The organism is Pseudoalteromonas amylolytica (assembly GCF_001854605.1).
In the GTDB taxonomy this organism is placed as follows: Bacteria; Pseudomonadota; Gammaproteobacteria; order Enterobacterales; family Alteromonadaceae; genus Pseudoalteromonas; species Pseudoalteromonas amylolytica.
This window is the reverse complement of the sequence record NZ_MKJU01000035.1, coordinates 61,439-80,316: the sequence shown is the minus strand read 5'-3', so window position 1 is coordinate 80,316 and position 18,878 is coordinate 61,439. Positions and strand designations below refer to the sequence as shown.

The window sequence follows — 18,878 nt, the reverse complement described above, 5'->3', positions numbered from 1 at the left end:
TTTTTAGATTTTTTATTCCAATAAACTTAGGTCAGAGAATAATTTTAACCAAACCATCGTAGTACACCTACACTTTGTAAGGCTTAATATTGTAAGAATTTTTGACAAGGAATTGCTTTTCGCTCTGTCTTATATGAAATATTTCATATTAATTAAGTACTTATAGTACACTTCATCAAATAACAAATTCTAACCGTATCATCTTTAAACATACTACTTTATAACTAGATTTTGAGAGGAGATTGGCGAAACAGCTCCTATACATTTTCACGATGGTACACAACGCTTGTTTATTGCCTTCATTTAGTTAAATATAATTCCAGCATCAGAATAAAAACTAACCCTCGCATAGTTACAAGGAAGCACCGAATATGTTCAAAATACAATGGCTAATTCTGAGCGTTTGTTTAACGTTTTCTGCAACAGCAAAGGATAAATTCACCAGTCAGCCCTTTGAGCTTGCAAAAACCCTGACATTTAAGTCACAATCTTTGCAACAATCACGCTCAGTACATGTTTATTTGCCACCCAGTTATACGCAAAACAAACAGCAAACTTACCCTGTTATTTACCTACTAGATGGCTCTAAAGATGAAGACTTTATTCATATTGCTGGCTTAGTGCAGTTTGCTAATTTCCCTTGGCTCAATATATTGCCTGATACCATTGTTGTGGGTATTGAAAACATTGACCGTAAACACGACTTCACCACGCCCAGCAATAATGCTTTGGATAAAAAAGAACTACCAAGCCACGGCGGTGCAAAACAGTTCATAGACTTTATTGCTAAAGAGTTACAACCTATGATCACACAGCACTACCGAACTAATGGCACTTCGACTTTGATAGGACAATCACTTGGAGGCTTACTGGCGAGCGAAATTTTGTTTAACCACAGCGCAATGTTCGATCATTACGTGATCATCAGCCCCAGCCTATGGTGGAATGATGAAGCGCTTCTTAAACAAGCGTTTAATCCTTCTCAATCACCAAAATCGGTCTACATAGGAGTGGGTAAAGAAGGCGAACAGATGGAGCGTTTAGCCAAGCAACTGCATAAAAAAATCACGCCAAAACTGCTTGATAATACACAGCTTGAATTTGGCTATTTTCCACAGCTAACCCACGGTGATACGCTGCACCTAGCTGTATACGACGCATTTAAGAAAATCAAATACTGAGCTTAAGCGGCTGAGTGATGCCAGCCGCCTCATTCAACACAGTACAAAGTTCATTTAGAGCAATAACCCAAACGCGCCCCTTCAGCAATTAACAAGTAGCCAAGTATTGCTACATTTTTGTTTATTATTGCGCACAAAGTCATAAAACTGTCATCTAACTGCGCAATAATGCGCCCCACTTAAAATCAACCACCACTTGAAGACGATGACACAACCACCGGTACTGCTGAGTTTCTCGGCTCGCGCACTAGATGAACATGCTGAGGATCAAGCCTGTCTACACGCGTTGCAGTACGATACCTTGCAACTTGAATATCATACTATGGGTTTACCATTTTTATGTGAGCTACCGTTTGATGCTCAGCTTGGAGATTCAATTGCCTTATACGCAACCTCGGTAACAGCGCGCTCAGCAAGCTTCAGCGCAGAAGCTCCCGTGACAAAACAAGCGTTAGATACAGGCCATCAAAGCTTAACGTTAAAAGGCCAAGGTGAATCTGGTGAGTATATAGTGCAACTTAGTTTGGTGGGTCTACATGGTATGGTCAAAAATACCGTGGAATACAACGCTTATATCAACAATACCTCTTCGATGAATCGGTCACTCGATAGCAAAGCATCGCCATCAGTGGTCGCATCAGCAGTTAAACGCCATACCACTAACCTGATGGCATCTTTGCTGGCGATTTTCTAGCTTTGCTTAACCGCTAATCCGCAAAGCTGACTTTACCCATAGTGACCTGTGGTAAGGCTAGATCTTTGCGTGCGGTAACTTTGCCCGCTAAACATTCATTAGCCAACATAGCAAATAGCACGGCCTCTTTTGCATCAGGGTGAATGCCAAGCGTGTCACTGCTATGTAACTGGATATGCGGTGCTAACAGCTGCTTAATTTGACTCATGAGCAATGGGTTATGTACGCCACCACCGCTGCTATACACCATGCATTGCTCAGTACACAGCGTATTGATATGCCTAGCAATAACCTGAGCTGACAGCGCACTTAGTGTTGCCATGATATCTTGATGACTAAGTTTTTCTGTACTGCTATCTCGTTGGGCTGCCTCTAGCATTTCTAAGTTAAATACCTCTGGCCCAGTTGTTTTTGGTAAAGGTAAGGCAAAAAAAGGTTCTGCCTGTAGTCTATCTAGCAATGTCTGGTTTACCGTACCAAGGCTTGCAAGCTGCGCGTTCTCATCATAGGGCTGTGAAAAATGCTGGCGCATGTATGCATCCATCAACGTATTACCTGGGCCTAAATCGCTACACACCACACCTTCCAACTCGGTGCCTTTAGGTAAATAGGTTAGATTTGCAATGCCGCCCATATTTAACAACACACGGTGTTCGGTATCGCTGGCAAAATAGTAGTAGTCACCATATAGCGCCAAAGGTGCACCTTCTCCGCCAGCAGCAATATGCTTTTGCCTAAAATCGGCTACGGTGGTGATCCCAGTGGTAACAGCGATATGATCTGCATCACCAATCTGTAAGGTAGCATTACCAAAATCACTGTAGTGGTGTTGATGCTTTGGGCAGTGAAATATGGTCTGTCCATGACTGGCAATAACATCAATATCACTTGGTTCAACCTGCCAGTTCTTTAAGCACTGATTAATTAATTCACCATGATATTTACCGATCCATGCATTTAGCAGGGTGAGATATTCCAGATCAACGGTTTGCTTAGCAAACACTGTCAGTATTTTGTCTTTAACCGCTTTAGGGTAAGGGCAAGTGGTAAATGCCTGCACGGTCACTTGAGTCTCTCGGCCACTACCACTGATACGGCATAATGCGACATCTAGGCCATCCAACGATGTGCCGCTCATCAGGCCAATGATCAAACGCTCAGGTTTTTCGGCACTTTGGTATAGTTTCTCAATATGTGGATGCATAAGGATTTACATAGTTATTTTAGTTTTTCAGAAGTATACACACTTACTATCGGATAGTCGTGGCGACCAAACTCAAGTGTTAATGTTGCTGTTTGCTGCCCTTCCAATACAAGCTTGCTCACCGTGGAGATGGGCGTGTGACGAGCGCCGTCGGCCAACACTGCCATCACGTGTTCAGCCTGAAAAAAACGCTTACCAGCGGCCATGTTTTTGATAGTTACCAGCGCTGCTCTATCCCCTTGTTCACTACTCATGGGGTGATACACTTGTAAACTAAAATCACTGTTCTTTGGATATTGTCTTGCGTCGTTCACAAACGCACTCGGTGGGATGTTGATAATACTGCCATCAAAAGTATAAATACTGTTCTGTGCAATACTCACACAACTGAAGATCAGTAAGAAAGGTAATAAAAACAATTTCATAATCACACTCCTATGCGTCACTTTAGGTTGATAGCCCTGAATATACAATGATCATGTAGATTTAAGACTCACTTGCGCACAATGCCAACTGCTGAACTTTGTCCGTTATTTGTGTAAACCGTAGGCCCTCACAGCAAGCAAAACCCGGGAGCTGCTTTAGCTTGTATTGACTGATAAATGGTGTAGTTACGCCTGCTAAAAACCGGATCACAGTCTCTTTACTGGCCTGAACACCACCTTGCCTTAAGTGCTTTTGCATGGCAAACACATAGTTACGAAGCGCATCATCAAGCGGCACTTCTGGGGCCTTACTTAAGCTTAGTTTCACTGCCTGAGCGCGGCACACGCTACAATGCCCACAAGATTCAGGCACTTGATGATCATCAAAATAGTAAGCCAAGTTCGCACTTAGACAACGGTCTAACTCAAAAAACCGCAGCATCGCAGCAATGCGTTTAATTTCTGCCTGTTCTTTGTCCTTAAAATACCGATATAAGTTATCGACTAACTCAGGCTGTGATAACACCTGGGTGTTAACATCATATACTTGAACCAGCCGTTTGCTCTCCAGTTCTATAAGCCCTTGTTCGTGCAAATAATCAAGTGCAGCGACAACCCTTTGCCTATCAGCGCCGCTAGCAACCAATGCCTGCATATCTAGTGTTCCCCATACCTTCTTGAACTGGGTATGGTCGAATATTTGTTTTAAAAATGCTTGCCTTGTGGGATCAAAGCGACTAAGTAACTTACCCTGAGGAGTAACAAACTTGAGTCTAAAGTCAGCATAATAAGCATACTTGGCTGTAATCGCCCCTTGGATCTCCAACTGTACCAGTAGCGTTTTTAATGCCAAAAGGCGGATATTACTCGCTTTTGATAGCGGTAACTCCTGTAACTCCCATTTTCCAGCTGTTTGCTCTTGCAGGCATTGCGTTATGACGTATTCAATCCCCGAACGTTCTGGGGTATCACCATAGACAAAATTTTCAACGGTTGCCACTGAGTCTAAATTGCCAAGCACGGTACAATAGGCGCTCTGAGCGTCTCTCCCCGCTCGGCCTATTTCCTGACTATAGTTTTCAATAGATTTGGGTAAGTCATGGTGAATTACAAAGCGTATGTCAGATTTATCAACCCCCATACCAAAGGCAATGGTCGCGACCACAACCTGAATCTGGTTATCCATAAATCGTTGTTGCACATTGCGACGTACTTCATCGTCGAGCCCTGCGTGATACGCCTCGGCTTTCACACCAGCGGCTTGTAGCTGCTTTGCTACTTGTTGCGCCTGTTGCTGCAAGGTGACATACACAATGCCCGCACCCTGTTGTGCACGAATAAGTCGCACTAACTGTGCCAGCTTATCTTGTTCTGTAACGCTCAGCACTGACAAATCTAAATTGGGTCGATAAAAGCCCGTTTGCACAATGTGTTGTGGCGAAATGTCAAAACGCTTAGCCATATCAAATTTGACTTTCTTTGTAGCCGTAGCGGTCAGAAGCAAGACTAGCGGTATATTCAACTCGCGCCGATAATCGGGAAGTTTTAAATAATCAGGTCTAAAATTATGGCCCCATTCAGATATACAGTGTGCCTCATCAACCACCAACATAGACACGTTAATACCATTTATAAACTCCCGAAAGCGTTCATTTTTAAAGCGCTCGACCGACACCATCAGAATTTTTATATCACCTTTGCGCACGCCCTGCATGACCGCCTGACTTTGCTCAGTGGATTGACTGGAGTCCAATGTCGCAGCCCCAACACCTTTACCTTGTAAAAATGCCACCTGATCCTGCATCAATGCGAGCAACGGAGAGACCACCAAGGTTAAATGAGGCAGATGCAACGCTGTTAATTGGTAGCATAACGATTTCCCCGAGCCAGTTGGAAAAATCGCAAGCGATGAATGACCCGCTAATAAATGTGAAATTGTTTGCGCTTGACCGGGGCGAAAACTGGCAAAACCAAAATGTTGCGATAAGCTTTCTAGCAACTGCTGTCCATGCTCCATGATAGGGTCTCAATTGAAGTAATTTCTTGACTTAAAAGTATCATATTTTGTGTTTAGCATTAACGCTAATACGTAACTTTTAGCGCGTGTTGGCAAATTCATTCTGTGCATAAGAGGAGAAAGCCATGTTAAATTCACCCGAACCTTCGTTATTGGTTTTTAGTTTTGATGGCACAGGGAGCGAACCCAGAGACAGCCAACAATATAGCGCAGAGCAATTCAAAGAAGACTGTGAAATCAGTAACGTATTAAAATTGCACTTATTGCTCGGAGGGCGCATTCACCCTCAGGCAGAAAGCCATTTCCCCGCTCAAAAGTGTTTTTATTACAGTGGCATTGGTCATCAGGGTAGCACTGTAAAAAAGGTTCTAAATCAAATCTTAGCGCCGCAAAGTTGCGATGTGGCCAGTATTTTGTCACACGCCATGCATGATTTTGAACAGCATTATCAAGCCGGCAATAAAGTAATATTAATAGGCTTTAGTCGCGGTGCGGCCCTAGCTCGAAGATTTGCAAAATGTATAGAGAAACATATTGATAGTGATGTTTATCTGTGTGTTTTCGATACCATAGCGTCAATTGGTTTTAGCAAAATAACCAAAGCGACCTGTGGCACTGAACATGTGATTTTCTCAGATCATGGCGTTCCCAGTAACGTCGAAGCCGCGCTGCATTGTGTGAGCCTAGATGACAAACGTCGCGCCTTTGAAGCAACTTTATTTAACCAAGCCCTAAATGTTCATGAGGTCTGGTTTGCTGGTAGCCATTCGGATATTGGCGGTGGCTTTTATCGCAGTGGATTGTCCGATATTTGTTTGCGCTACAGCCTAGAGTGGTTATTAACACAACCTGTGCAACTGCAAGTACTCACCCGTGAACAAATAGACTATAAAAGTTTATTACCAAACGATGGCTCATTACTCATTGATGCCGATGACTTAGCAATAAAGCCCGACGCACTGGCACCAAGCCACCAGCATGATTATTTTTGGAGCCATATAAACTTCAAAGCGACGCATCGTCTGTGCGTTGTTATGAAAGACAACCAAGTCACAGACATCCCGCCTATCATTCACCACAGTGTTGCCAAACGTATCTACAATAACAGTAGTTATCGGCCCGAATCTCTCAAAGGCCTAAAGCATCATCTAGAATACGCCAATGGTGAAACTCTGGAGTGTGTTGGCATCAACCCACATATTGAGTTGCCCACGCAACAGCTTAATATTCTACAAGTGGGTGAGTGCAGAAACATCAAGGTGTATGCATGTGAGCCCTTTAATTACACCGGTCTTTGGTTAGAAAAAGGTGCAACCTATCGTATAGAACCAATTAGTCATCAAGTCTGGTATGACAAAGACACGCAAGTTACGGCCAGTGGTTGGCAACGAGACAACCGGACGGTAGGCGTTAAAAAGCTCCCAATTGAAATGATGGAACCCTATAAGCGATTACCAGGCAGACCATGGTTTTCATTGGTTGGCTGTATTAATGCAGATGATTCTCAAGCCTTTTCACTCAACGGTGGTGGCGATATAAAAGTACATGAACATGGTGAGTTTACCCCATTTGCCAATGATATTTGCTGTGACTATGGTCTCAATCGTGGCGCAATCGAGCTAGAAGTGACTCGACTGGGATAGTGGCTCAGTGAGATCAGCTTGGTATCTCAGTTCGATGGCTTTGAGCTGCTCTGAAACCAAGTTGATCGCACGATTTATTTGTGCAACCTGTTCGATATCGAACGCATCTTTACTGAGCATAAAGTGAATACCATTATCATGGATCACATATGGGTGTACTCTTAGAGCGTCATAGCCCAAACGTTTTTTGTAGTAAATACCACTGGCTTCATCTTCGATTAGAAAGTCTACACGACCACGACGCACTAGTTCCATACGTTGCGATAAGCTTGCTACTTCAAAATAGTTATCTTTAAACTGCTCGATACGTAAAATATTTTCTAACTCTTCACCATAATATGCGCCGGGGTTTGCGGTAAATAAATAGCCTTGGCTGAATAACTCACTGAGGTTGTTCACTTCATCTAAGGTAGACAAAGTGAACAAACGCATTCGTTCTTTGCGATACTCTGAGCTGAAATAGGCAATTTTAGCTCGTTGCTCGTTGTAACTGGCTGAAGGTAAAACATCAATAAAACCTTTCTCTAGCTCAGTGATACCCCGTGCTGATGACGGCAGCCTAACAAAACGAATACACAATCCGGCTTTTGCAAAGATTTTCTTGGTTGCATCAATGTCTAATCCAAAATAACGATCAGCCTCATACATAACGTAAGGAGGCCAAGGCGTGCCAACACCCACCTTAAAAGTGCGTTCACAACTATGCGAGTAATGAGTAACGAAAATCAATAAAACGACAAAGAGTTTGTAATACAAATTAATACTTCAACCCAAATCATAAGCGCTCATTTGAGTATGGAAGATTAACGAGATATTACCAATTAAGTGCGGCCATCAACGTTAAATTGCAGCTAAAATGTAGTGAATGTATAGAAAAATCACGTGATATTATGCTAAACCACTAACTTTTGAGTAATTTTTTGTGCTATGGGCGCACTGAAAAATGAAATCACCGCAGCAGCAGGCCAAGCCAATATAAACGCTCGTCCCCAATCAACGAGAAAATGTTCGCTCAAACCTAGGTTGATATATGTTACCCATAGCGTCATTAAAATTGAAAGAAATAGTGATAGCAACAAAGTAAAAACGATACGGTGTTTGAGTGACGGCATGGCAGTGAATGTCCTACAGCAATTCAAGTGCGAGCAGGATATAAGATCATACAATTTAAATCTAGACGTAATACAATTTACATAGGTTGGATGATAAAAAAGCCAGCGCTTTACATGCGCTGGCATTGTATTATTTTGCTTGCTTTTTCGCTGTGCTCATCCTTGAGTCAACCCTAGGGTATACAGCGTTCGCTCACTATAATTAAAGTGCTTCCCACACCAAAGCTGTACCTGGTTCTTCACCACGAGTCCACCACTTAGCACGGTATTGCTTACCTTGGTGTACAACGATATCACCCCCCCAGTAAACAGTGTCTCTATCCCAAGCATTTACAGGGTCAGACACATCTTTAACCGTCACTTGGAAAGACTCAGATACCGAAGCTTTGCCGTCTGAAACGGTCACAGATACGCTATACATAGTATCTTGAGCAACGTCACCTGCGCTTAAGCTAACATTCGCTCCTGAACCGACTAGCGTCAGACCAGCAGGTACGTCCCAAGTGTACGTCAACGTATCGTTGTCAGCATCTGTAGCAACAGCGCTTACGCTGACTTGCGTTGCCTCATCAAGCATCACATCAGCAATTGGCTGTAGCTCTGGCGCATTATTTGACGCTGTCGTTACTGTCACAGTCACATCTTTAGATACATCCACTTTACCGTCTGATACAGTCACTGTCAGTGTGTAATTAGTATCAGTCGCAACAGTAGGCGCGGTTACTGAAACACTGGCACTGTTTGTATTAGCAAGTGTTAACGCTGCATCACCCGTCCAAATGTAAGTCAGCACATCACGGTCAGCATCGGTTGCTGTTGCTGTTACTGTCGTGCTACCACCGTTGCTCACATTTACTTGGCTATCGACAGAAACAACAGGTGCACGGTTTGGCGGTAAATCGCCTGCAAGACCTTCGTGCATCGCATTTAGGATATCGCCGTTATCCGCATCAATTTCCCATGCGAATAAACCACCTAAGTCATTTATCTTAACGTAACTACCTTTGGCTTTAACTGAGCGCGGGCTGTCATAGGTAAGCAATTTACCATTGCTACGATTCCAAACATATGCCGCTTCAGCCTGGTCATCGTAACCTGCTTCAAAGCCATTAATACCCTTGCCATCTGAACCTAACAAATTAGCCACAATGCCTTTGTAGTCCATAATGCCTGGCTCCCAAACACCTTCTGATGTAGAGCCTGTGAATTTACCATTACCCGGTGCAGTCATTGGGTTGCCTGGAATGGTTGCATTTGCTTCCATTACACCTTCCCAACCACGACCATACATTGCTGCCCCCATTACCAGCTTCTTAGAGTCAACGCCTTGTGCAAGCAGTAGCTTGATAGCGTTATGAGCACTGTAAGCTGGGCCTTTTCTCGGCTCTCCATTGTCATCTACACCCGTACCATTACACTCATCTGTACTGATGTGTGAGCCACAATACAGCGCAGTTTGGTGACCTGTCACATTGTTCCAGCCACCAAAGAAGTCGTACGTCATCGCAAAGATGTAATCCATGTACTGAGAAGCAGCTTGATAGTCAACATCTTCAATCTTGTCGTAACCAGAACCAATAGCAGAAGTCAGCTCATATTGACGACCCGTTTCGGCTTCTAGCTCGTCTAGCATTGCACGTAGCTCTTGCATCAATGCAACATACGCAGGACCATCATTTACTGGGTCGCCTAAATCAGGATTAGGGCCATCACCACCAGGGAATTCCCAGTCGATATCAACACCATCGTAGAACTTCCAAGTTTTTAGGAACTTCTTCATCGAGGCCACAAACGTGTCACGATTTGCTTTAGTGGTAAAGCCGTGGAATGGGTCTGATAACGTCCAACCACCCACCGAAGGTAAAATTTTCAGATCAGGATAGCGCTGTTTTAGTGCCATTAATTGCGCATAGGTACCACGGATTGGGTCTTTTGAATCTACACCCGGTAACGCTTTTTGTACCGCCGCCCATGGGTCGTGAATAACCACTTCATAATCGGCGCTGCCCGCACAGGCAGTTTGTAATGCGCGCCAACTGTTACCATTTTCAATTTGCTTCAACGACTCGTTTTCACCACAAATTGGAATGAATCCATATAACAGGTGCGATAGGTTGTGCGCAGGAATTTTGGTCACATCAAAATTACGGCCATAGATGCCCCATTCAACAAAGTATGCACCAGTTACATAGTTAGGGTTGGTGCCATAGTCATTGTTATTAGGATCCACATTCATTGGCAGTGGGTCTAAATGTCCACCATCTGTGTCTGCAATCACAATCGGTTTACCGGCGCTGCGCGCACACGTTTGACCTTCGCATAATTCTACATACAAGGTATGACGGCCAGAGCTTGTATACGGGAACTCAATCGTGCCGCTTTTAGTTCCTGCTGGTAATGTCCCTTCGTTTACCAACATATCGTCAAAATAAACCTTGTAGCCATCACCACCATCACCACTCCATGCGTTCCATTTAATGCTGATATTGACCTGCTCTTTAGCTTGTACAAGGTCTTTATATGACCCAGTACCATCGAGGTTCACGTCAACAAAGGAATACTGCTGTGCTTCCCAGCTTAAACTTGGCGTTGAAGGTGCTGCAAAAACTGCTCCTGATATCATTGCCAGGGCAATCGCCCCTGTAAGTTGTTTTACTTTCATTACTTTCTCAACCTTATTTTTACATGTTGTATCCAGCCGATTAAGGTGGATGATTGTTGTACCAATAATAAACCTAACTTTTTATCATTCACCGCCACTTACCTGTGGCGGTATGTAACCTCGTTATAGTGCTAGCCAAACTAATGCGGTCCCAGGCTCTTCTCCTCTGGTCCACCACTTTGCCTGATAGTTTTTGCCGTTGTGAGATACTTTGTCACCACCCACATAAGTTGCACCACTGCGCCAAGCGGGATAGTCTGGTTGGTCGACATTTTTCACCGTCACAGGCACCTGCGCCGATGTACTCAACTGTCCATCAGAGACCGTTACCGTGATGGCAAATTCACTGTCGGCTGACACTTCAGGAGCCGTCAGCTCAATCGTTGCGCCTGAGCCTGTCCAGTTTAGTTGTTGAGGAACTTGCCACTGATAAGTCAAGGTTTGCTGCTCGTCATCGAAGGCATGTACATGTAGCGTCGCACTCGATAGTTCATCCATCACCAAAGGCTCTGGCTGATGGATTTGCGGCGGGGTATTGTCCGGTGCAGATTGCAAAGTGAGGTTGTAGGTATAACTTGAGTTGCTCACAAACACTTCATTAGAAAGTAAGTTTTGTGCGTCAAAAACAATCTCACCATCACTGTTTTTAACCCCTACTTTCATAATGCTAGCATGATCAAGATTAAGCATCTGTGCTAACTGCTCTGCCCAGTTTCCATGATTAAAATCGGTGATTTTCAGTGAGGTGCTTACCAGCTCTTTACCTGTTTCATCGAATACCCGCGCCCATGCCGTATCACCCACCTGCGCTTGCTGTCCTTGAGAAACAAAATAACCGGCACTACTCCATTGGATGGGTCCTGTGTCACGCACGATGGTCACGTCACTACAGTTGTAAAATCCTTCACCCACCACATCAATGCGTTGCCAGCGTGTATACAAAACAGCCTCACCGACGCGGTCTTGTGGAATGTTAACCTTCATCTCATAAAAGCGCTTACCGTCTGGGTCTTTAACAAAATCTACATTGCCCAGTTCGGTGATAAGCTCTAAGTCTTCCCAGCGCACAGTATCTGACGCTCTATCAAAGTCAGCCTTGGTTAGGTAGAACTTCCAAAAACTCGGGTTGTGTGGCGTTGTAGCCCTAAACCTGATAGCCACTTCACCATTAACATTCGGCATAATTTCAGTACTTTGCCAATGTGCTGAGGGTAAATCCATGCCTCGTTTTTGGTCGTCTCCTCCTGCGCACAATCGACCGTTGGGCACATTGGCTTCAACGGCACTCTGGTCGTTATAATTCGCGGTATTTACTGAAAATTCATGCTCTTGAATAAACTGTACATAGCCAGACTCTAGGAATGCAGCTCGACATGCCAAATTAGGAATATTTGAGCCATCTTCAGGCCACCAATAGCCACCTTGTGCTTCACAAATTGACTGCCTCGCTTTAGGAAAATCCATAAAACCATGGGCATTAACTTTGAAACTAGTGGCGCCCATAAACACTGTGCTGATACTTGCAACCAGCAAAGGGGTTTTAAATAACTTGCTGTTCATTGTTGTGTTCTCCATAAATGGGCAGCATATTGCTGCCCATCCAATTGTTACAGGCTACAAGCCACTTGATAGTCACTGCTGCCTTGTGGGGCCTGATTGGTCCACCATTTGGCTTTGTAGATAACGTCACCTTGGCGCACTAAATCCCCCTGTGCGGCGTGTGTGCCTTGTGGTAGCGTTGGATACACAACGATGTCTGCAATGGGTGTACCTTCACACTCAGTTACAGGGTCGCCGCCATCATCACCTGGAACAGCTTCAGGCAATTGTGGATACTCGTACTTAAAGGCAAACTGCTTACCATCTTTCTCTACGACAAAGTTGATAGGTCCGGTAATTGGCATGTAATACATTACTTGTGCGTTAACAGTTTCGCCCGGCGCGAATGATTTTGGCGTGCCGCCCCACTCATTTTTTAAAGTGATTGAGAAACGGTGGAACTCGTTTTCAAAGCCACCAATGTTATTACCCGCGGCATTCGAACCATTGACTTCAACTGCCATACCAAGCTTTTCAGTCGCATTCCAGTTTGATTTAAAGATGGCCGATGTTGCCACTGGCACATCAAACGAGATTTTAGCGCCCGTTAAATCAATTTGTGAGTTATTGGTAAACGCGAAGGTTGGGCTAATCGGATAGTTAGCATCACCCAATGGGAAGTCTTTAGCTTCAAAGCTCACATCAACCGATTTTTCTGGTAGTTGGAAGTTCGCATTGCCTTGATGAACATTGTACGGTGCACCGCTTTGATTAAACTTGTCATAAGCAAGCTTAGTCATGCTTGACCCCATGAAGTATTCACCGCTTGCAGCATCATAGTCAAAGTCCCCCGCAAGCTCCCAGAACATGATTCCACCAAGACCATTGTTGATAACATAATCAACTTTGGTCGCCATAGATTCTTCATCTTCAATTGAGATAAACACTTTTTTCTGATCATTCCACAACCAAGGTGCAACCGCTACGGAGTCGTAGTGACGGGTATAGGTGCCTGTAAGTTGGTCGGTTGGGTCATTTTCCGGGTCTAGTCCATAGTCAGCTAGGTAGCTTGGAGTGATGCCCTGCTGCAAGTTTTTAGCATGCCAAAGTGGGTTTGAACCTGCGGGTACTTCAAGCCCTACATCGTTCTTATCGTGCCATAAGTTATCGATACCAACCGCACCATTACCGCATTTGTTCTTATCACCTTTACCTGTTCCCGGTGGGCAATCTGCTTGGTCAGCTAGCGCAGCTTGTCCCCAAAGGCCATTCGTACCACCTTGTACATTTTGGAAACCGCGTGTGTAGTACGGAATACCAATGTTGATTCGACCCGCTGAGATTGAGCCTCTGAAGTAACGTACAGCCCAGTCAGTGTTGAGATAGCCAATACCTTCAAACTCAGGTGTGCCATATACGTCCCATTGCTTAAGCTCTGAGTCTTCACCGGTGTCAAATAACGCAGCATTGTGACCAACATGAGAGTTCCAAGCACCGTGTAAGTCATAAGACATAATGTTCACATAATCCAGATACTTAACTGACTGGAATGTTTCCATACCACGTAGTAGATAACCAGAGGATGGTGATGCAATGGTCAACATGTAATGCTGGCCATCTTGCTCTCCCGCTTTGTCTAACTCTTCACGTAAGCGCTCCATAAGCACCTTATATGAAGCGTTTAGACCACCGCGACGAACATTTGAAATTGGGAAGTCATCAGGGTGGCCAGAGTCATCCATTGATGATGGATATTCATAATCTATGTCTACCCCATCAAAACCATATTTCTTGATGAATTCAACGGCGCTTTTAGCAAATGCGTCAATACCTGCGTGGTTGATTGAGCCATCAGCATTGGTGGTCATAGTGTAAAAACCACCGCTGTTTACACGCGTGCCATCAGGTCCAAAGTAGCCACCAGTTTCAGCCCAACCACCTACTGAGATAAGCGTTTTTACATCTGGGTGTTGTTTTTTATATTTGTTGAGTAGATTGAAGTGACCTTTATAAGGCAAGCTAGGGTCCATTTCAGCGCCCGCTACCCCTGGCCATTCCATATTGGTCGCTGGATTGCCCGCAGCATTCGGATCGCCAATTGAAACTTTGTTATTTGCATCAACATGCGCGAATGCGTAGTTGATGTGAGTAATCTTGTCCCACGGAATATCTTTAACCAAATAACTCGGCTGGCCATTCGCGCCATTTCTCCAACTGGTGAAATAACCAATGACACGACGCGGGTGGTCCTGTCCCATAATTTCGCGACCATTTTGGTCGTAAACAGTACAGTAAGGCGTATTCACACCAGGTGTTTGATAAAGACCAGCCGGTTTACAATCATCAGTGCCTGGGTTCTCGCTCACAACGTTAATCTGTTTGCTGATTTGGCCCGTAGCCCCTTCGTTGTCTGTCACGGTTAGGGTAAAAGTTACTTGCCCCAACTCAGTTGCAACCCAAGTGTGCTCGGTTGCTGCACCATTTGTTGCAACGACCTCGGTACCATCAACCGCAAAGCTCAGTTTTGTTACCGAGCCATCTTCGTCAGTACCTGAAAGTGCAAACTTAACGCTAGAGCCAACAGTTACTTTCGGCGGTAGATTCACCAAATCCAGCACGGCGACAGGCGCTTTATTAACAGGCGTGTCACTTTTAACAATGACTTGGTGACTAAGCATACTGGATACAGCACCTTCATTGTCAGTTGCTTTCACGGAGATGGTGTGGGTACCTTCGACCGCCGTCCATGCAGCCTCAAAATTGTCATTTGTACCTGACGTATCCGTCAAGATTAAAGAACCATTGACGTAAAAGTCAACTTTGCTAACCGTACCGTCTTCGTCGGTTGCATTTGCGGTAATGGCAACGCTGTCATTTACATTAAACTCAGAACCATCCACCGGGCTTAACTGGTTGATTTTCGGATCTTTATTAATGACAACGCTGTCACAAGAGCCCAAATTTTTCCACTCTTGCCATGGCCCAGAATGTGTTTCTGGCTCAGCTTGAGTCCACCATTGTGCCTCGTATGCCACATCATTTTGCTGAACCACGTTGCCAGCCGTTGACGTCATACCTGGCTGCCATACTGGGACACCGGTGCAATCATATGCGTATGATTGCGCCCCCATTAATCCTAAAGTTAAGGCACTCAGTTTGAGTGCCGACTTGAGTAATTTTTGTGAACTCATGATTATCTCCGACCTTTACATGTAACTTTTGTTTAACAAATTAACATTAAAGCTAACACATAAATTAGGAGCGTCAATCACGTTTTGCTCACTTTTCATCCTTCAAGACAAGCTACATAGAGGAAGAGTAGTAATATATTCGTATAAATATGGCACAAAAACTAAACAAAGATCATCCCATTCTTTTCAGCAATTACATGAAATGGATTCATATTGAAATCATGGGCGATTAAAAATTTAATATATAAAAACAAAAGGTTGTGAAACTAAATTGTCATATGAAAAATTATTTTTATAGCTAACTCGAAAAAAAACTAATCCAAATTAGCAGGAATTTATATATTCCTAAAAAATATAAGAAGATCACTTTTGCTATAAATAAATATAACCTCACACAAGATTGCGTTAACGTTAACGTCAACATGATTTGTAAATATCTATACTTTCTAGTTATTTAAACCTATTTTTATATACACTTTAGAGCTATAGAATGAAACTGTGTTGCTGTTCTAAGTCTTCGCTGGTGGGAAGTATGGCGATGATACAATTGTTCTAGGCGGTGTATGTTTAAATGTTATTTAAGGGCTCCGTTAAAACAGGCAGCTTACAGACAATTTTACTGCCACTCCCCTGTGCACTCTCTATCATAATAACCCCTTGATGCTCAGTAATTATGCCATAGACAATAGCCATCCCCATACCAGTTCCTTGACCCACAGGTTTGGTCGTAAAGAAGGGTTCAAAAATATGTTCTTTGGTTTGTTCACTCATACCGCAGCCATTATCTGCAACGCTCAGATAAATGCTGTCTTGTTCACAGAATAACTCCACCACTATTTCCGCCTTTTGCACACTCCCTTCACACGCTTGTTGTGCATTTAACAGTAAGTTGACAAACACCTGATTGAGCGCAGCTAAATTGCAGTAGCTTAGTGGTATAGGTTGTATGTTACATATAAGGTGGGTGTTTTTAAGTTGATTATGTAACAGCTTGATCGCACCTTCCAAAGACTCGCCAATATCCGCCATCGCCAACAAGTTGTTTTTCGGTCTAGCAAAACTCAGTAAATTTTTAACAATCGCGCCTATTCTTTTAAGCCCCTCTTGCGCATCATCTAGCAATTCATCAATATCCCCTAGCAAAAAGTCAAATGACTGCTGTTGATTTAGCCGATGCAACGCTATGTGCAGTTCTTCAGGACTAAGTTTTTCATCTAAAACATTTTTTGCGATCACTAACAGTTCAGCAATTACAGGCTTTACATAATTCAAGCTTTCTAGATTACTCATAGCATAAGCTAAAGGATTATTAATTTCATGGGCTACCCCTGCTGATAGTGTGCCCAAAGTCGCCATTTTCTCAGTCTGCATGAGCACTGCTTGCTGACTCTGTAACTGCGTAATTTTCTCTTCTAATGCTTTGTTTGATTGATATAACTCTCTGGTTTTTTCTTCAAGAATTTGCTCTAGTTCATCTCTGGCTTGTTTCTCTCTTAGATAAGCTCGATAGTATTCATCGGTTGATTTAACCATGTTTTTTTTCCCCGAAACTAAGCAGCAAAGTACATTCGGCGGCGCCTTGATGCATACACTTTTGATGTTCAATATTCACGTTCATTTGGTAATATTCTGCAGCACCGTGAATGAGCCCCTCAGCACAAAAACATAGTTTCCTCTTAGAGCAGTAAAACATCAGAATATGGCTATCATCTATTCTTTCACAGCGAATTTCTGGCAAATTAGGTTCATGATATAGCTTGGCAACTTCAGCATGAATGACCGTATCAATACTCATTATTAACGAACTAAAACCGTCAAACTGATCTAATATCTCGCGATGTTTGTGCGTTAAATAAGTAAATAAAAACTCCCCGAACGTTCTCAATACGTCCGGTAGAGGTTTATCTACAACAATTGCAACCTCTTGCGCTAAAGCAAAAAGTTCTTCATCTGGGTAATTTTTTGCAGACACATAAACTCTGTCTGCCGGTGCATGTTTTTCCAGTAACTTTTCCCACACTGCAATATCGTGTGATGTTACAACCAGCTCTTCTAACCCTCTAAAAATAATCCCTTTCATGATTCACTCAACCTTATGCTCTCTCTCCTGATACCATGCCTTTACAGCATCATACTGCGCACACACTTGTAGTCGTGAATAAAGCTCAGGAGTAAGATCAAATGCTTTTTTTTGCGTCACTTGCTCTGATATTGCATGAAGCAAAGTCAATGAGACATAAGGTTCGGGGGGTAAATCATTAACCAATTGAGCGCGAACCAAAGACTCATCAAACCCCCACAGCGCAAGTAAATAGGCAGCCAATGCATAGCTAGAAACTGAGTTAGATGCATGCCTTGGTAACACACATTCTTTGGTCAAGACCCCAACAGCGCTTAACAAACAGCAAGCGAAAGCGTTTTGCTGTTTGTCGCTACTTTGTTTCAAATAGCGCGTAAGCGACTTCACCATTAATGCCTTTTCCAACGCTTCATCAATCAATGCTTCAATTTGGGCTTGTTTCAAACGATTAATAAATAATTGTGACATCTCATAGCAGGTAACCAAAGCCTTCAACGCAACCAAGCCAATTCTCACAATCGCCTCTTTTACATCCGCCGTATGTGTTTGATATCCCATAAACGCAGAGTTTGCGATTTGTAGCAGCTTACCCACCAATGCTGGGTCATGATTTAGCAGTTCAACCAACTCATTAATATCGGGAGAGCCATGCTGCAATGCTTCCATCAACCCTGATATGCTTGCCGTTAGACAAGGTAATCCGGCTATCTGTCCAAGTTTGACTCTCGTGAGCTTAGATAAGGGTAGACTCTTAAGGATCAAAGTATTGGTGATGACTTGTTGCAGATGGGTGAGAGTGAATGGCTTAACCAAATGGAAATGAATCGTATCATTCACCTGAAAACGGTATTCTTCCTGAAGATCACCACTCAATAAACATCTAATCGCACATGGGCATAGCACCTTCGCGCGCGACAATACATCTAGGCCTGAGACCGCCCCCAGTTGTACTTCACAAAAAATAATGTCGGGCTCTCCCTGTTCATGAAGACACCGTTCAAACTCTTCGCTGTGTTGCAAACTGACAATAACTGCATGTTCATACAGGCGGCTTAATGAACGAGACAGCGCTTTGAGCACCAATTCATCGTCATCTACCAGCAAAATATTTATCGTCTGCTCCGTCATGC

14 protein-coding genes are annotated in these 18,878 nt (G+C 43.6%); 3 read left to right on the top strand and 11 right to left on the bottom strand.

Annotation, left to right across the window (positions count from 1 at the left end; genetic code table 11):
- Window positions 1-371: 371 nt before the first annotated feature.
- Together BET10_RS19610 and BET10_RS19605 are read left to right on the top strand one after the other, a co-directional pair.
- Entirely contained in the window at window positions 372-1,181 is an 810-nt protein-coding gene (locus tag BET10_RS19610) for an alpha/beta hydrolase (RefSeq protein ID WP_070987583.1), read from the top strand.
- 205 nt (window positions 1,182-1,386) lie between these two features.
- Window positions 1,387-1,875, top strand: coding sequence for a hypothetical protein (locus BET10_RS19605; protein WP_070987581.1), 489 nt, complete (start codon window positions 1,387-1,389; stop codon window positions 1,873-1,875).
- 13 nt (window positions 1,876-1,888) lie between these two features.
- Here the strand turns inward: BET10_RS19605 and BET10_RS19600 are convergent, their stop codons facing one another.
- From BET10_RS19600 to BET10_RS19590, 3 genes are all read right to left on the bottom strand, one after another.
- Entirely contained in the window at window positions 1,889-3,079 is a 1,191-nt protein-coding gene (locus BET10_RS19600; RefSeq protein ID WP_070987579.1) for an anhydro-N-acetylmuramic acid kinase, read from the bottom strand.
- Between the two features lie 14 nt (window positions 3,080-3,093).
- Window positions 3,094-3,504 (bottom strand): hypothetical protein, encoded by a 411-nt coding sequence (locus BET10_RS19595; protein ID WP_070987577.1) that lies wholly within the window; start codon window positions 3,502-3,504, stop codon window positions 3,094-3,096.
- A gap of 61 nt (window positions 3,505-3,565) precedes the next feature.
- Window positions 3,566-5,521: a RecQ family ATP-dependent DNA helicase gene (locus BET10_RS19590; protein WP_070987574.1), complete on the bottom strand. Its 1,956-nt coding sequence runs from the start codon at window positions 5,519-5,521 to the stop codon at window positions 3,566-3,568.
- Between the two features lie 125 nt (window positions 5,522-5,646).
- On the opposite strand from BET10_RS19590, the gene BET10_RS19585 reads away from it, so the two are divergent.
- A complete protein-coding gene (locus BET10_RS19585; protein ID WP_070987572.1) occupies window positions 5,647-7,164 on the top strand; it encodes a phospholipase effector Tle1 domain-containing protein in 1,518 nt (505 codons plus the stop codon).
- On the opposite strand, the gene BET10_RS19580 is transcribed toward BET10_RS19585, so the two are convergent.
- From BET10_RS19580 to BET10_RS19545, 8 genes are all read right to left on the bottom strand, one after another.
- Window positions 7,141-7,845, bottom strand: coding sequence for a substrate-binding periplasmic protein (locus BET10_RS19580; RefSeq protein WP_083330632.1), 705 nt, complete (start codon window positions 7,843-7,845; stop codon window positions 7,141-7,143). The genes BET10_RS19585 and BET10_RS19580 overlap by 24 nt on opposite strands.
- A 212-nt stretch (window positions 7,846-8,057) precedes the next feature.
- The gene (locus BET10_RS19575) at window positions 8,058-8,276 is read right to left on the bottom strand and encodes a DUF2798 domain-containing protein (protein WP_070987568.1); all 219 of its coding nucleotides are present in this window, start codon (window positions 8,274-8,276) and stop codon (window positions 8,058-8,060) included.
- Between the two features lie 202 nt (window positions 8,277-8,478).
- Window positions 8,479-10,938, bottom strand: coding sequence for a glycosyl hydrolase family 18 protein (locus tag BET10_RS19570; RefSeq protein WP_070987566.1), 2,460 nt, complete (start codon window positions 10,936-10,938; stop codon window positions 8,479-8,481).
- 123 nt (window positions 10,939-11,061) lie between these two features.
- Window positions 11,062-12,498, bottom strand: coding sequence for a lytic polysaccharide monooxygenase (locus BET10_RS19565; protein ID WP_070987565.1), 1,437 nt, complete (start codon window positions 12,496-12,498; stop codon window positions 11,062-11,064).
- Window positions 12,499-12,545: 47 nt separating this feature from the next.
- On the bottom strand, window positions 12,546-15,668 hold the full coding sequence (locus BET10_RS19560; RefSeq protein ID WP_070987564.1) for a glycosyl hydrolase family 18 protein: 3,123 nt from the start codon (window positions 15,666-15,668) through the stop codon (window positions 12,546-12,548).
- 567 nt (window positions 15,669-16,235) lie between these two features.
- Window positions 16,236-17,201: a sensor histidine kinase gene (locus BET10_RS19555; RefSeq protein WP_070987563.1), complete on the bottom strand. Its 966-nt coding sequence runs from the start codon at window positions 17,199-17,201 to the stop codon at window positions 16,236-16,238.
- A complete protein-coding gene (locus BET10_RS19550; RefSeq protein WP_070987561.1) occupies window positions 17,194-17,748 on the bottom strand; it encodes a heme NO-binding domain-containing protein in 555 nt (184 codons plus the stop codon). The genes BET10_RS19555 and BET10_RS19550 overlap by 8 nt, the downstream gene beginning before the upstream one ends.
- Before the next feature lie 3 nt (window positions 17,749-17,751).
- The gene (locus tag BET10_RS19545) at window positions 17,752-18,876 is read right to left on the bottom strand and encodes an HDOD domain-containing protein (protein ID WP_070987559.1); all 1,125 of its coding nucleotides are present in this window, start codon (window positions 18,874-18,876) and stop codon (window positions 17,752-17,754) included.
- Window positions 18,877-18,878: the final 2 nt, after the last annotated feature.